The organism is Citrobacter sp. Cpo069, from assembly GCF_030332785.1.
GTDB lineage: Bacteria > Pseudomonadota > Gammaproteobacteria > Enterobacterales > Enterobacteriaceae > Citrobacter > Citrobacter portucalensis.
This window is the reverse complement of the sequence record NZ_JAOWHD010000063.1, coordinates 1-14,309: the sequence shown is the minus strand read 5'-3', so window position 1 is coordinate 14,309 and position 14,309 is coordinate 1. Positions and strand designations below refer to the sequence as shown.

At 49.9% G+C, this 14,309-nt stretch carries 12 protein-coding genes; 7 read left to right on the top strand and 5 right to left on the bottom strand.

From position 1 onward, the window contains the following. Window positions 1-6: 6 nt before the first annotated feature. Together mscK and acrR are read right to left on the bottom strand one after the other, a co-directional pair. Entirely contained in the window at window positions 7-3,372 is a 3,366-nt protein-coding gene (mscK, locus tag OGY08_RS22750; RefSeq protein ID WP_125362855.1) for a mechanosensitive channel MscK, read from the bottom strand. A 128-nt stretch (window positions 3,373-3,500) separates the two neighbouring features. Beyond that, window positions 3,501-4,151, bottom strand: coding sequence for a multidrug efflux transporter transcriptional repressor AcrR (gene acrR / locus OGY08_RS22745; protein WP_003831045.1), 651 nt, complete (start codon window positions 4,149-4,151; stop codon window positions 3,501-3,503). 141 nt (window positions 4,152-4,292) lie between these two features. Here acrR and acrA point away from each other — a divergent pair, with 141 nt between their 5' ends. From acrA to OGY08_RS22715, 6 genes are all read left to right on the top strand, one after another. Next, window positions 4,293-5,486, top strand: coding sequence for a multidrug efflux RND transporter periplasmic adaptor subunit AcrA (acrA, locus tag OGY08_RS22740; protein ID WP_003831044.1), 1,194 nt, complete (start codon window positions 4,293-4,295; stop codon window positions 5,484-5,486). A 22-nt stretch (window positions 5,487-5,508) separates the two neighbouring features. Then, a complete protein-coding gene (gene acrB / locus OGY08_RS22735; RefSeq protein WP_008783964.1) occupies window positions 5,509-8,658 on the top strand; it encodes an efflux RND transporter permease AcrB in 3,150 nt (1,049 codons plus the stop codon). A 488-nt stretch (window positions 8,659-9,146) separates the two neighbouring features. Further along, a complete protein-coding gene (tomB, locus tag OGY08_RS22730; protein WP_003021733.1) occupies window positions 9,147-9,521 on the top strand; it encodes an Hha toxicity modulator TomB in 375 nt (124 codons plus the stop codon). A gap of 27 nt (window positions 9,522-9,548) precedes the next feature. Next, window positions 9,549-9,767 carry a hemolysin expression-modulating protein Hha gene (hha, locus tag OGY08_RS22725; RefSeq protein ID WP_002892050.1) on the top strand — a complete coding sequence of 73 codons (219 nt, stop codon included), beginning with the start codon at window positions 9,549-9,551 and terminating at the stop codon, window positions 9,765-9,767. Between the two features lie 181 nt (window positions 9,768-9,948). Beyond that, on the top strand, window positions 9,949-10,500 hold the full coding sequence (gene maa / locus OGY08_RS22720; protein WP_125362854.1) for a maltose O-acetyltransferase: 552 nt from the start codon (window positions 9,949-9,951) through the stop codon (window positions 10,498-10,500). Between the two features lie 116 nt (window positions 10,501-10,616). Beyond that, window positions 10,617-11,087 carry a YlaC family protein gene (locus OGY08_RS22715; protein WP_020996574.1) on the top strand — a complete coding sequence of 157 codons (471 nt, stop codon included), beginning with the start codon at window positions 10,617-10,619 and terminating at the stop codon, window positions 11,085-11,087. Between the two features lie 78 nt (window positions 11,088-11,165). Here the strand turns inward: OGY08_RS22715 and ykgO are convergent, their stop codons facing one another. Both ykgO and OGY08_RS22705 read right to left on the bottom strand, forming a co-directional pair. Next, window positions 11,166-11,306, bottom strand: a complete 141-nt coding sequence (gene ykgO, locus OGY08_RS22710) for a type B 50S ribosomal protein L36 (RefSeq protein WP_005125190.1) — start codon at window positions 11,304-11,306, stop codon at window positions 11,166-11,168. Window position 11,307: 1 nt separating this feature from the next. Then, window positions 11,308-11,568, bottom strand: a complete 261-nt coding sequence (locus OGY08_RS22705) for a type B 50S ribosomal protein L31 (RefSeq protein ID WP_008783961.1) — start codon at window positions 11,566-11,568, stop codon at window positions 11,308-11,310. Between the two features lie 188 nt (window positions 11,569-11,756). Here OGY08_RS22705 and pdeB point away from each other — a divergent pair, with 188 nt between their 5' ends. Next, window positions 11,757-13,283, top strand: coding sequence for a cyclic di-3',5'-guanosine monophosphate phosphodiesterase PdeB (gene pdeB / locus OGY08_RS22700; protein ID WP_286566641.1), 1,527 nt, complete (start codon window positions 11,757-11,759; stop codon window positions 13,281-13,283). Between the two features lie 25 nt (window positions 13,284-13,308). Here the strand turns inward: pdeB and OGY08_RS22695 are convergent, their stop codons facing one another. Next, entirely contained in the window at window positions 13,309-14,277 is a 969-nt protein-coding gene (locus OGY08_RS22695; protein WP_031942297.1) for an IS5-like element IS903B family transposase, read from the bottom strand. Window positions 14,278-14,309 lie beyond the last annotated feature (32 nt).

The following is a 14,309-nucleotide window of genomic DNA, read 5'->3' as shown; positions in this document are numbered from 1 at the left end:
TGCAACTTAACCTACCGAAGGCGTCGGATCATCACCTTTAATGATGTCACGCTTAACCTCGGTCACGGTATCACCTTTCGCGTTATGCAGATGCACTTCGAGCTGGTTAAAGGCGATATCAATGTCGTTTTCACGGCACAAACGATCGACCGCACGGTTCAGTTCATCAACCGTGTGGCTACGATCGCGCAGTTCACGTACGTATAATCGCAGTTCATGATCCAGCGTGCTGGCGCCGAAGGCGGTAAAGAACACCGCAGGCTCTGGATCGTGCATCACTTTCGGGTGTTCCATCGCCGCCTGCAGCAGCACTTTCTTCACTTTATCCAGATCCGAACCGTAGGCCACGCCGATGCGGATCACCAGACGCGTGGTGGTATCGGAAAGCGACCAGTTGATCAAACGCTCCGTCACAAATGCTTTGTTCGGGATGATCACCTCTTTGCGATCGAAGTCGGTAATGGTGGTGGCACGGATACGGATCTTGCTGACCGTTCCTGAGAACGTACCGATAGTCACGGTATCGCCGATGCGGACCGGGCGTTCAAACAGAATAATCAGACCCGAAACAAAGTTACCGAAGATTTCCTGCAAGCCAAAACCAAGACCAACCGACAGGGCTGCTGCCAGCCACTGTAGCTTATCCCATGAAACACCGAGCGATCCGAAGACCGTCATCGCGCCGATGGCGATGATCGCGTAGTTAAGGATCGTGGTGATCGCATACGAAGCGCCCTGACGCATCTTCAGTCGCGACAGCACCAGCACTTCCAGCAGGCCGGGTAAGTTACGGATCAGCGCCCACGCGACCATTGACGCAATAATCGCAAACAGCAGGCTGCCCATGGTGACGTCTTTCACCACCGCAGCTCCCGCTTCGGTGCCGTTGTAATGCCAGAGCGTAATGCTATCGAGGTAGCTGAATACAGTTATCAAATCAGACCAAATAGCCCAGAACAGAACACCAAACAGGGCAACCATTACCAGCATGGTGATGCGCAGCGTTTGCTGGTTCACCTGCTCAAGCGCAATGGTCGGTTCTTCCTGCGGCTCGGCTCCTTCTGCCCCTTCTTTCACCAGGTTCTGACGACGCGCTAAGGCACGGCGCCAGGCGATACGCCGTGCCGCCACGCTCAATCCACGCAGTACCGTCTGATACAGCAGGTTCCAGAGGATAACCAGATAGACCGTTTCAATCCAACGACCGGCCAGGCGCAACGTGGTGTAGAAATACCCTGTCGCCGTCAGCACCATTAATGCAATCGGGATAATTGAGAGGACAGTAATGGTAACCAGACGCAAGCCATGCGACTCTTTGTCGCGCCAGCTTTCACGACACATTGGCCATACCAGGAAGGCGATCAGCAGCAGGTTGAGGAAAATAACTACCTGACCCAGCACATCGTCCATCAAATTAAGCGGCGACAGCTCAGCAATGACTGACCAGAAGTTGAGCGGTAACAGCGCCAGGCTAATACGCACGATCTGGCGGCGCCAGTGGCTGGTCTGCTTCGCTGGCATACCAAAATGACGAATTGCCACGCCATCTTTTTCCAGCACCTTCCAGCACAGACCAAACACCAGCCAGAAGACTGTCATCTTCTTACTGAACGCCCACAGCAGGTCGCTGATATTCAACTGCATGGTAAGCAGAATCAGGCCCACGGCGAGGATAATCAGGCACGCCGGCAACGCTCGGATCAGATCGATCAGAATCGCTTTTGGCGTATTGAGCTGACTGTCATTACGCAGATTCCCTACTGCGGCGGCTAATTTCGCCTGATACTCTTTCAACCATTTCAAACGCCAGCGGATTAACCCGGCAATAAGCAGCAGCGGTAGCCCCGCCAGGAACGCAATAAAGACGGCGGGCCAGGCTTTTTCCCAGTTCACCGTGATTTTCATCGACTTAAACTGGTCTTTTAGCGTTTGCGGGAAGGCTTTAATCCAGTCCCAGTCCATCGGACGATTACTATTAACCCAGAAGATTTGCTGCGTGAGGATCCCTTTCAGGTTCTTCGACACGCTCATTAGCTGCTGTTGATTGATTTGCAGGTTAATCGCCATCATCAACTGGTTGCCCAGCTGCTTGTTCAGCTGATCCAACAGTTCACGGCGCATATCCACAACCTGCAGCAGGGCATCATGGACTTCACCATTCACTTCGTTGCTGTGCCCTTCTTCCAGTTTGGCGACAAACGCATCGTTCTGGAATAGCGCATCACGCTGCTGGTTTATCTCAAACTGTTCCAGACGCAAATCAGCGATCCGGTTAGTCATATCGGCAAGTTCATCCGCCGACGGCAGCGTTTGTTGTTGCTGATACAGAATACGCGACAGCAGCAGACTGCCTTTCAGGACAGCAATCTGCTCTTTAATGTTGCGTTCGGATTGCAACGCGCGGTCAAGCCAGTTTTTGACTTTGATATTCTGCTGCATCAGGTTGTTGCCGTTTTCGGTCGCGGCAATCAGACGCTGACTTAGCTGATGGTTAACGTCCAGTTCCTGCTTCACTAACGGATTTGACTGAATACGCTCGGCTTCATCCGGCGTTACCGCTTCCTGAGCCGTCTTTTCGGTTAACGTCAGTCGTTTGCTGTTCACCGCTTCTTGCAGAAGCTGGAGCTGATGTTCAAGCCGGTTACTGTTAGCTGTTACGTAATCACGTTGTTTTTGCAAGGTATCCTGCAAAACAGTATTACCTTCGAGGCTCTTACGCTGTTGGTCGATCTGCGCACTCAGCAGCGCCTGCTGTGACTGCAGCAACACCTGCTGGCTGGGGCGTAACGCCGCCTCTCCCACATTGGTGCCATCGAGTCGATTGCGGATTTGCTGCATTTGCTGCGACGCGGTGTACATCGCATTCTGCACACGCTCTGGCTGCGTTTGCAGCGACACCAATTGGCTGTTGTAGGCAGCAAGATCGTTTTGCGAGCTTTGCAGATCATCCAAAACCTGTGCCACGCGCGACTCAAGCTGTCGTAAGGAGAGTGTACTCAGCGTTTTTCGCGTTTCATCGTCGTTATCGACATCGCTGAGCGAATTTAACGCATCCGTCGCCTGACGCATTTTCTCCGGCGCCTGGGCAACTTTCTGACGAAGCTGTACGGTCTCATCTTTCACGCGATCGATTTTATCCAGCGTGGCGATGGTATCGAGGAGATCCTGTTGAACCAGCTTATCCTGCGCGGAGAGATCTTTTTGTTTACTCAGTGCATCCAGTTGGCTCTGAATATCCGCTTTCGTCGGCAGTTCACCACTCTGTTGCGCCCGCGCAAAAGCAGACGACTGGCAAGAAAGCAAGAGAATGAAGAAAAGGATGGTAATAGCAATAAGATGCTGTGAACGTTTATAGAGCTGCAACATAGTCATGAGAGTGAACGTTTCTGAACCGGAAAAGTGACCGAAAATAGTCAAGCGGCAAGAATATCACGGCTGTGACCGGCAGAATAGCAGCAGGCAAAACGACCAGGAGAATTCCTGGTACAGGCCCAAAACATTTAGTGGATTTCCGCCACGCCAAGCCGCAGAGTTGGGCACATAAGGCACATCTCCAGCAGCACTGCGACGTATTCCCGAGCTTCTTTTTTCAGATCAAACGATTCGGGGGCAAATAACCAGTTTTCTATGATTCCGGTAATATAGCTACGCAACAGGACCGCCACGCGACGGGTGTTCAGGTTTTCCGGCAGCATATTGGCATCCATACAGTGCCGCAATGTTTGTTCGATACGATCGTAATTTTCAATACAAAGATGGCGTTGAGCTAACTGAACAGAGGCCATTTCCCCGACAAATTCGCATTTGTGGAATATAATTTCCAGCAACAAACGTCGGCGTTCTTCTGTCACGGTAGCTTCAAGAACGTAAATTAAAATTTCTCTTAATACTGATAGTGGATCGTCGGGGAATTTTGCCTGATACTCAGTCTCTAACTCATCAATGTTAGGTTTTGCTAGCTCCCAGATTTCACTGAATAAATCCGACTTGTTTTTGAAATGCCAATAGATTGCGCCGCGCGTGACACCAGCGGCTTTTGCGATCTCCGCAAGCGAGGTGGATGATACCCCTTGTTGCGAAAACAAATGCAGAGCAACATCGAGAATATGCTGTCGTGTTTCCTGTGCTTGTTGTTTGGTTTTTCGTGCCATATGTCAGTGAATTTACAGGCGTTAGATTTACATACATTTGTGAATGTATGTACCATAGCACGACGATAATATAAACGCAGCAATGGGTTTATGGGCTTTAAGCCATTGATCAATTTGAAATCGGACACTCGAGGTTTACATATGAACAAAAACAGAGGGTTAACGCCTCTGGCAGTCGTTCTGATGCTCTCAGGCAGCTTAGCGCTAACAGGATGTGACGACAAACAGGCCCAACAAGGGGGCCAGCAGATGCCAGAGGTTGGAGTTGTTACGCTCAAAACTGAACCTCTACAGATAACAACTGAGCTTCCGGGTCGCACCAGTGCGTTTCGCATTGCAGAAGTTCGTCCTCAGGTTAGCGGTATTATCCTGAAGCGTAATTTCACCGAAGGTGGTGACATCGAAGCGGGTGTGTCTCTCTATCAGATTGATCCTGCGACTTACCAGGCCGCTTATGAAAGCGCAAAAGGCGATCTGGCCAAAGCACAAGCCGCAGCAAATATCGCTCAACTGACGGTTAAACGTTATCAGAAACTGTTGGGTACCAAGTACATCAGTCAACAGGACTATGATAGCGCGCTGGCAGACGCACAGCAGGCAAACGCCGCCGTTGTCGCCGCGAAAGCCGCGGTAGAAACTGCACGCATCAATCTGGCCTATACCAAAGTGACGTCGCCGATCAGCGGCCGCATTGGTAAATCATCCGTTACGGAAGGTGCTCTGGTGCAAAACGGTCAAGCGACCGCGCTGGCGACCGTTCAACAGTTGGACCCGATCTACGTGGACGTGACGCAGTCAAGCAACGACTTCCTGCGCCTGAAACAAGAGCTGGCCAACGGCACGCTGAAGCAAGAGAACGGCAAAGCGAAAGTCGAACTGGTAACCAATGACGGCATTAAATTCCCGCAGTCCGGCACGCTGGAATTTTCTGATGTGACGGTTGATCAAACTACCGGGTCGATTACGTTACGCGCCATCTTCCCTAACCCGGATCACACCTTACTGCCGGGTATGTTCGTTCGCGCACGTCTGGAAGAAGGGATTAACCCAACGGCATTACTGGTTCCACAGCAAGGCGTTACCCGTACACCGCGTGGCGATGCCAGTGCATTGGTTATCGGTGCAGACAACAAAGTTGAAACTCGTCAAATTGTCGCGGCACAAGCGATTGGCGACAAATGGTTAGTCACTGATGGACTTAAGCCGGGCGACCGCGTGATTGTCACTGGGCTGCAGAAAGTACGTCCTGGCGCGCAGGTAAAAGCGCAGGAAATCACCGCTGATAACAACCAGCAAGGCCAAAGCGGTAGCCAGCCTGAACAGTCCAAGTCTTAACTTAAACAGGAGCCGTTAAGACATGCCTAATTTCTTTATCGATCGCCCAATATTTGCGTGGGTGATCGCCATTATCATCATGTTGGCAGGGGGGCTCGCGATCCTCAAATTGCCGGTAGCGCAATATCCGACTATTGCACCGCCAGCAGTGACGATCTCCGCGACCTACCCTGGCGCTGATGCCAAAACAGTACAGGATACTGTTACGCAGGTTATCGAACAGAACATGAACGGTATCGATAACCTGATGTACATGTCCTCTAACAGTGACTCCACGGGGACCGTGCAGATCACCCTAACCTTCCAGTCTGGTACTGATGCGGATATCGCGCAGGTACAGGTGCAGAACAAACTGCAGCTGGCCATGCCGTTGCTGCCTCAGGAAGTACAGCAACAAGGGGTTAGCGTTGAGAAGTCATCCAGCAGCTTCCTGATGGTTGTCGGTGTTATCAACACCAACGGCACCATGACGCAGGAGGATATTTCCGACTACGTTGGCGCCAACATGAAGGATGCCATCAGCCGTACTTCAGGTGTGGGTGATGTTCAGCTGTTCGGTTCTCAGTACGCGATGCGTATCTGGATGGATCCGAACAAACTGAACAACTTCCAGCTGACGCCGGTTGATGTAATCAGCGCCATCAAAGCGCAGAACGCCCAGGTTGCAGCCGGTCAGTTAGGTGGTACACCACCGGTGAAAGGCCAGCAGCTTAACGCGTCAATCATCGCGCAAACCCGTCTGACCTCCGCTGATGAGTTCAGCAAAATTCTGCTGAAAGTGAATCAGGATGGTTCCCAGGTTCGTCTGCGTGACGTGGCGAAAGTGGAACTGGGCGGTGAGAACTACGATATCATTGCGAAGTTCAACGGTAAACCGGCATCCGGTCTGGGTATCAAGCTGGCGACAGGTGCTAACGCCCTGGATACAGCAAACGCTATCCGCGATGAACTGAAGAAGATGGAACCGTTCTTCCCGTCAGGTCTGAAGATCGTTTACCCGTATGACACCACGCCGTTCGTGAAAATATCTATTCACGAAGTAGTGAAAACGCTGGCGGAAGCAATCATCCTCGTGTTCCTGGTAATGTATCTGTTCCTGCAGAACTTCCGCGCGACGCTGATTCCGACTATCGCCGTGCCGGTGGTGCTCTTGGGTACGTTTGCCGTCCTTGCGATTTTCGGCTTCTCGATAAACACCCTGACGATGTTCGGGATGGTGCTCGCCATCGGCCTGCTGGTGGATGACGCCATCGTTGTGGTCGAGAACGTTGAACGTGTAATGGCTGAGGAAGGACTACCGCCGAAGGAAGCAACGCGTAAATCAATGGGCCAGATTCAGGGCGCACTGGTGGGTATCGCGATGGTACTGTCAGCGGTATTTATCCCAATGGCGTTCTTCGGGGGTTCTACCGGTGCAATTTACCGTCAGTTCTCCATCACCATTGTTTCCGCGATGGCGTTGTCTGTACTGGTGGCATTGATTCTGACCCCTGCCCTGTGTGCGACCATGCTCAAACCGATTGCTAAAGGCGATCACGGAGAAGGCAAAAAAGGCTTCTTCGGCTGGTTTAACCGCATGTTCGATAAGAGTACGCACCATTACACCGATAGCGTAGGCGGTATTCTGCGCAGCACCGGTCGTTATCTGGCGCTGTATCTGATCATCGTTGTGGGCATGGCCTATCTGTTCGTTCGTCTGCCAAGTTCGTTCCTGCCAGATGAAGATCAGGGGGTATTCCTGTCTATGGCTCAGCTGCCAGCGGGTGCAACGCAAGAGCGTACCCAGAAGGTGCTGGACGAAATGACGGATTACTATCTGACCAAAGAAAAAGCGAACGTTGAATCGGTGTTTGCCGTTAACGGCTTCGGTTTTGCAGGTCGTGGTCAGAACACCGGTATTGCATTCGTCTCTTTGAAAGACTGGAGTGAACGTCCAGGTAAAGAGAACAAAGTTGAAGCGATTACTCAACGTGCAATGGGCGCATTCTCGCAGATCAAAGACGCGATGGTCTTTGCCTTTAACCTGCCAGCGATTGTGGAGTTAGGGACCGCAACCGGTTTTGACTTCCAGTTGATTGACCAGGCAGGTCTGGGCCATGAGAAGCTGACTCAGGCGCGTAACCAACTGTTTGGTGAAGTCGCGAAGCATCCTGATCTGTTGGTCGGTGTTCGTCCTAACGGTCTGGAAGATACGCCGCAGTTCAAGATCGATATCGATCAGGAAAAAGCGCAGGCTCTGGGCGTTTCCATTAGTGATATTAATACAACGCTGGGTGCAGCATGGGGCGGAAGCTACGTGAATGACTTCATCGACCGTGGTCGTGTGAAGAAAGTTTACGTCATGTCTGAAGCGAAATACCGTATGTTGCCGGAAGATATTGGAAACTGGTATGTCCGCGGCAGCGATGGACAGATGGTACCGTTCTCCGCCTTCTCTACCTCACGTTGGGAATACGGTTCACCGCGTCTGGAACGCTATAACGGTTTGCCTTCCATGGAAATCTTAGGTCAGGCCGCTCCGGGTAAAAGTACCGGTGAAGCCATGGCCATGATGGAGCAACTGGCCAGCAAACTGCCATCCGGTATCGGTTATGACTGGACCGGTATGTCCTACCAGGAACGACTGTCCGGCAACCAGGCCCCTGCCCTGTATGCCATTTCACTGATCGTCGTGTTCTTGTGTCTGGCAGCGCTGTACGAGAGCTGGTCAATTCCGTTCTCCGTAATGCTGGTTGTACCGCTGGGTGTTATCGGTGCATTGCTGGCAGCAACGTTCCGCGGCCTGACCAACGACGTTTACTTCCAGGTAGGCCTGCTCACAACCATTGGGTTGTCGGCGAAGAACGCGATACTTATCGTCGAATTCGCCAAAGACTTGATGGATAAAGAGGGTAAAGGTCTGATAGAGGCGACGCTGGACGCAGTACGCATGCGTTTACGTCCAATCCTGATGACGTCACTGGCCTTTATTCTGGGCGTAATGCCGCTGGTCATCAGCTCCGGCGCAGGTTCCGGTGCACAGAACGCCGTTGGTACTGGCGTAATGGGCGGGATGGTGACGGCTACCGTGTTGGCTATCTTCTTTGTTCCGGTGTTCTTTGTGGTGGTACGCCGCCGCTTTAGCCGCAAAAATGAAGATATTGAGCATAGCCACTCAGTAGAGCATCATTGATACATCTCTAAAGATAAGGCCGCGCAAGCGGCCTTTTTTCTGGAAAAATCATAAAAATCACTTATTGCCATTCCGTTTATTTTCTATCGGATAAATAAGCGATATAATCCTTGCAGCCTTAAAGGCTATTCTTAAAAAAACAGCGAGAGTTCTTATTTACTTTAATAAATATTAAGATTAATCCTATCCACTGGTTCACATTGTCGGTTGTTGCCTTTCGTTGCTAAACCTAAACAAGATAACCCGATGATTGCCCGAAGAATAAAGAAATTGTCCCATTTCGAATAGCGGCATTTATCTGTTAAAATGTAAAAATGACTTAGCATCATAATTTTACATAATTGTAATTTTTCGTGATATGACGATGAAATCTTTTTTAGAGTAGATTATAGTTAAATCATCAGGAGTCGCGGGCAAGTTCCAGGTAGTTGTTGTATCCATCCCGAAAGGTGTTCGGTTAGTTTAAGCCACTAAGAAGGGGATGCGTTATGGATGAATACTCACCCAAAAGACATGATATCGCGCAGCTTAAATTTCTCTGCGAAACTCTGTATCATGACTGTCTTGCAAACCTTGAACAAAGTAACCATGGCTGGGTTAATGACCCTACCTCTGCAACCAGCTTGCAGCTCAATGAACTGATAGAGCATATTGCAACCTTCGCACTTAATTATAAAATTAAGTACAATGAGGACAATAAGCTGATCGCACAGATAGATGAATACCTGGATGACACTTTTATGTTGTTCAGCAGTTATGGTATTAATACGCAGGATCTGCAGAAATGGCGGAAGTCAGGTAATCGACTGTTTCGCTGTTTTGTCAATGCCACCAGGGCTAATCCTGTTAGTTTGTCTTGTTAAAAATTATTACAATCATAGGTAAGAGTTATGTCCGATAAACCATTAACTAAAACAGATTATTTGATGCGCCTGCGACGTTGCCAGACAATTGATACGCTAGAGCGCGTTATTGAAAAAAATAAATATGAATTGTCCGACAACGAACTGGCTGTATTTTACTCAGCAGCAGATCATCGCCTTGCTGAATTGACCATGAATAAGCTTTACGACAAGATTCCAACTTCTGTTTGGAAATTCATTCGCTAATTGCACTCAAGGTTAAGTCAGGTATAGCGGTACCGTTGTCTGGCTGACCATTTTCGTATTTACAATGGTTATTTAATTCAAATCGCGTGACTATGATCACAGCAAAGAAGCGGGAACGTTCCCCTTGTTTGCATTACGTTTTACTGTGCTGAAATAACCTTCAGTACACAGGGAATTCGTAATGCGTAATGAAAAGCAAAAAATGATCGCCGGCGAATACTATCGCCCGGCAGATGAAATGCTGCGCAGTGACCGACTACGCGCTCGTCAGTTGATCCATCGCTACAATCTCACCGCACCCGATGAAAAAAATGAGCGTCAGGAAATCCTGCACGATCTGTTAGGTCAGAGTGAGGGAGCCTATATTGAACCCTCTTTCCGTTGTGATTACGGTTATAACATCTATCTTGGTAAAGACTTTTACGCTAATTTCGATTGCGTTATGCTCGACGTCTGTCCAATTCATATTGGCGACAACTGCATGCTGGCACCAGGCGTTCATATCTATACCGCGACCCATCCGCTGGATGCTACCGAGCGCAACAGTGGCCTGGAGTTCGGAAAGCCCGTGACTATCGGCAATAATGTCTGGATAGGTGGCCGTGCAGTGATCAATCCCGGCGTCACGCTGGGCGATAACGTGGTTGTGGCATCAGGCGCAGTGGTCACTAAAAGCGTTCCGGCAAACACCGTGGTTGGGGGCAATCCCGCGAGGATCATCAAAACGCTGTGATCTTAAATGTAACTGTTATGCTAAATTGCGGTTAATCTGTTACTTTCTTCAAAGGGTATCCCCTTTTAAAATAGGGCGATCCCTCCTGAATTTTGCAGATATCACGAAGGCAAGAGATGACAGAAATACAGCGCCTGCTTACTGAAACAATCGACGATTTAAATATTCGAGAGAAGCGCGACAACAAACCGCGCTTTAGCATCAGCTTTATTCGCAAACACCCAGGGCTGTTTATCGGCATGTATGTTGCGTGGTTTGCCACGTTGGCGGTGATGCTACAGTCAGAAACGTTAGTCGATTCAGTATGGCTGCTGGTGGTGCTGTTCGTTGTACTCAACGGCTTTTTCTTTTTCGACGTTGCGCCACGATACCGCTTTGAAGATATCGACGTTCTGGATTTTAGAGTTTGCTATAACGGAGAATGGTACAACACTCGCTTTGTCCCCTCCTCTCTCATCGATACTATCCTGCACTCACCGTCCGTGGATAGCGAACATAAAGCACAGCTGCAAAAGATGATATCGCGCAAAGGCGAACTCTCGTTTTACGATGTCTTTACGCTTACCCGCGCCCAGACCAGCCAGTAACGGCATCTCAGCACAGATAAAAAAAGTGCGTTCCTGCGAAGGTAACGCACTTTAATCCCTGAAATGCTGGCAAAGAAACTAACGTCTTTTTTTACGCCCCTGTACTGCTTTAAAGCGCGGATTCGTTTTGCAGATAACGTACAAACGCCCTTTGCGTTTTACTATCTGGCAGTCAGGATGGCGCTGTTTTGCGCTGCGAAGTGAATTGAGTACCTGCATTTTAACCCCGCTTAACGCCAATAAAATGACCAAAACGTTTTTGGAAACGTGCTGCACTACCTTCATTATCAAAGGTTTTTTGTTTCCCGGTATAGTACGGATGTGATTTAGAAGAGATATCGAGGGTCACGTACGGGTACATTTTCCCCTCAAACTCAATTTCACGCTCAGTCTTGATGGTCGAACCGACCTTAAAGAATTCATTGGCACTGGTATCGTGAAACACTACGGTACGGTAAAAAGGATGAATATCCGGTTTCATAGCAACCTCAATTTGATACGTTATAACATAACCATAAAAATACACCACTCTTGTACAAACCACAACCTGATTTACGCTACAGGGAGTCAAACGGGATGATAAATGGCCGTAAATATATGATGCCAATCGAATAGCTTTTTGGGGTTTCGGATATACTTTCCCTACGCTGTGTAAATAAGGATATCACTGTGACAACACGACATCTGATAAGCCTGGTGACTGGGGTACTGTTCCTTTCCATCCTCGCGCCTGTAGGTTTAAGCCTGTGGCTGGCACATCGTCAGGTCGAAACGAAATTTATCGATGAACTCGACATGTTCTCAACTCGAGTCGCATTACGTACGGAACGCGTAGGCGAGCAGGCGAAAAAAGCATTACGCCATATTGAAGCATTTCAGGGGGTGCCTTGCAGTGACGAGCATTTGCTGGAAATGCGTCGTTTGTCCTATAGCTACCGCTATATTCAGGAAGTGCTGTACCTCAAAGATAATGTTCCGCAATGCTCATCTCTGGAAAAAAGAAGCCAGGCAGACGCATTTCCACCCGCAATGAAAGTCACGCCTGATGGATATCGCGCATGGCTTACCACGCAAAATGATTTGGGCATCAAGCGCTTTATGGCAGCATTAGGGAGCGAACATTATGTTGTGATGGTCGATCCGGGTTCTTTCATTGACGTCATCCCTTTTGGCTCATGGCCGATTGAAGTGACTATCATTGGCACCGTGCGCAACGTTGTTGTTGCCAGTAGCGCCGATCTGCCATCGGACGTTTTGCAGCATGTACAGCAAGAAAAATCGATTACTCATTTTAAAAAAGATGGCAGCATTTATAACGCCCGCCCCTTTCCTGAGTTGGGTATTACGATCGTAACCTGGGCATCTACCCTGCCATTGCAAAAAACCTGGCACCGGCAGGCACTGATCTGGCTCCCGGCAGGCATTCTTATAGGCTTGCTCACCGCCGCCTTTGTTTTGCGTATTTTGCGCCGCTTACAGTCGCCCCATCACCAATTACAGGACGCTATCCAGCATCGGGACATCAAAGTCCACTACCAACCAATTATCTCGCTCAAAACGGGGAAAGTGGTTGGAGCAGAGGCGCTGGCTCGCTGGCAGCAGGCCGACGGAAGCTATCTGTCGCCGGAAGTTTTCGTCGCGCTGGCGCATGAAACCGGGCTGACAGAGTCCCTCACCCGATTGATCATTGAAAGCGTATTTGAAGATTTAGGTAAATGGCTACGTCAGCATCCGGAGCAGCATATATCCATCAACCTTGAGTCAGCCGATCTGTCTTCCGAAACGCTTCCTGCCCTGTTAGGTCAGAAGGTGAACCACTGGCAACTTAAGCCTGCGCAAATCGCGCTGGAACTAACCGAACGCGAGTTTGCCGACCCAAAAAACAGCGCGCCGTTTATTGCCAAATACCGTCAGGCGGGTCATTCAATCTATATTGATGACTTTGGCACCGGCTATTCCAGCCTGAGCTATTTACAGGATCTGGATGTCGACATCCTGAAGATAGACAAATCGTTCGTTGATGCACTGGAATACAACAACGTGACGCCGCATATCATCGAGATAGCAAAAACGCTGAAACTTGAGATGGTGGCGGAAGGTATCGAAACCAAGAATCAGGAAACCTGGCTACGCCAGCATGGCGTGCAGTACGGTCAGGGCTGGCTGGCTTTGTTGAATAAATCAGATTTCGGGTAAGTCTCCCCCGTAGCGGGTTGTGTTTTCAGGCAATACGCACGCTTTCAGGCATACCTGCTTTCGTCATTTTGTTCAGCGCTCGTACCAGGGCCATAGCCTCCGCAACCTGACCATCGTAGTCACGCAGCGTCAGTGAACCCCCGAACAGCTGTTTTACCCGGTACATCGCCGTTTCCGCTATCGAGCGACGGTTGTAATCTGTTGTCCATTTCCACCGCGCATTACTCCCGGTCATTCGCTGATTAGCCACTGCACGGTTACGGTCTGCATATTCACCGGGCCAGTAACCCGCACCTTTTCGGGGAGGGATAAGCGCGCTGATTTTCTTACGCCGCAGTTCATCGTGACATAGCCGGGTATCGTAAGCGCCATCGGCGGCGGCTGACCTGATTTTCCGGTGGGTTTGCCGGATTAACCCGGGGAAGGCCTCTGAGTCCGTAACATTGTTCAGCGACAGGTCAGCGCAGATGATTTCATGTGTTTTACTGTCAACGGCGAGATGCAGCTTACGCCAGATACGGCGGCGTTCCTGGCCATGCTTTTTGACTTTCCACTCGCCTTCACCGAAGACCTTCAGCCCGGTGGAATCAATTACCAGGTGTGCGATTTCACCCCGGGTGGACGTTTTGAAACTGACATTAACCGACTTTGCCCGCCTGCTGACACAGCTGTAATCCGGGCAGCGTAGCGGAACGTTCATCAGAGAAAAAATGGAATCAATAAAGCCCTGCGCAGCGCGCAGGGTCAGCCTGAATACGCGTTTAATGACCAGCACAGTCGTGATGGCAAGGTCAGAATAGCGCTGAGGTCTGCCTCGTGAAGAAGGTGTTGCTGACTCATACCAGGCCTGAATAGCTTCATCATCCAGCCAGAAAGTTATGGAGCCACGGTTGATGAGGGCTTTATTGTAGGTGGGCCAGTTGGTGATTTTGAACTTTTGCTTTGCCACGGAACGGTCTGCGTTGTCGGGAAGATGCGTGATCTGATCCTTCAACTCAGCAAAAGTTCGATTTATTCAACAAAGCC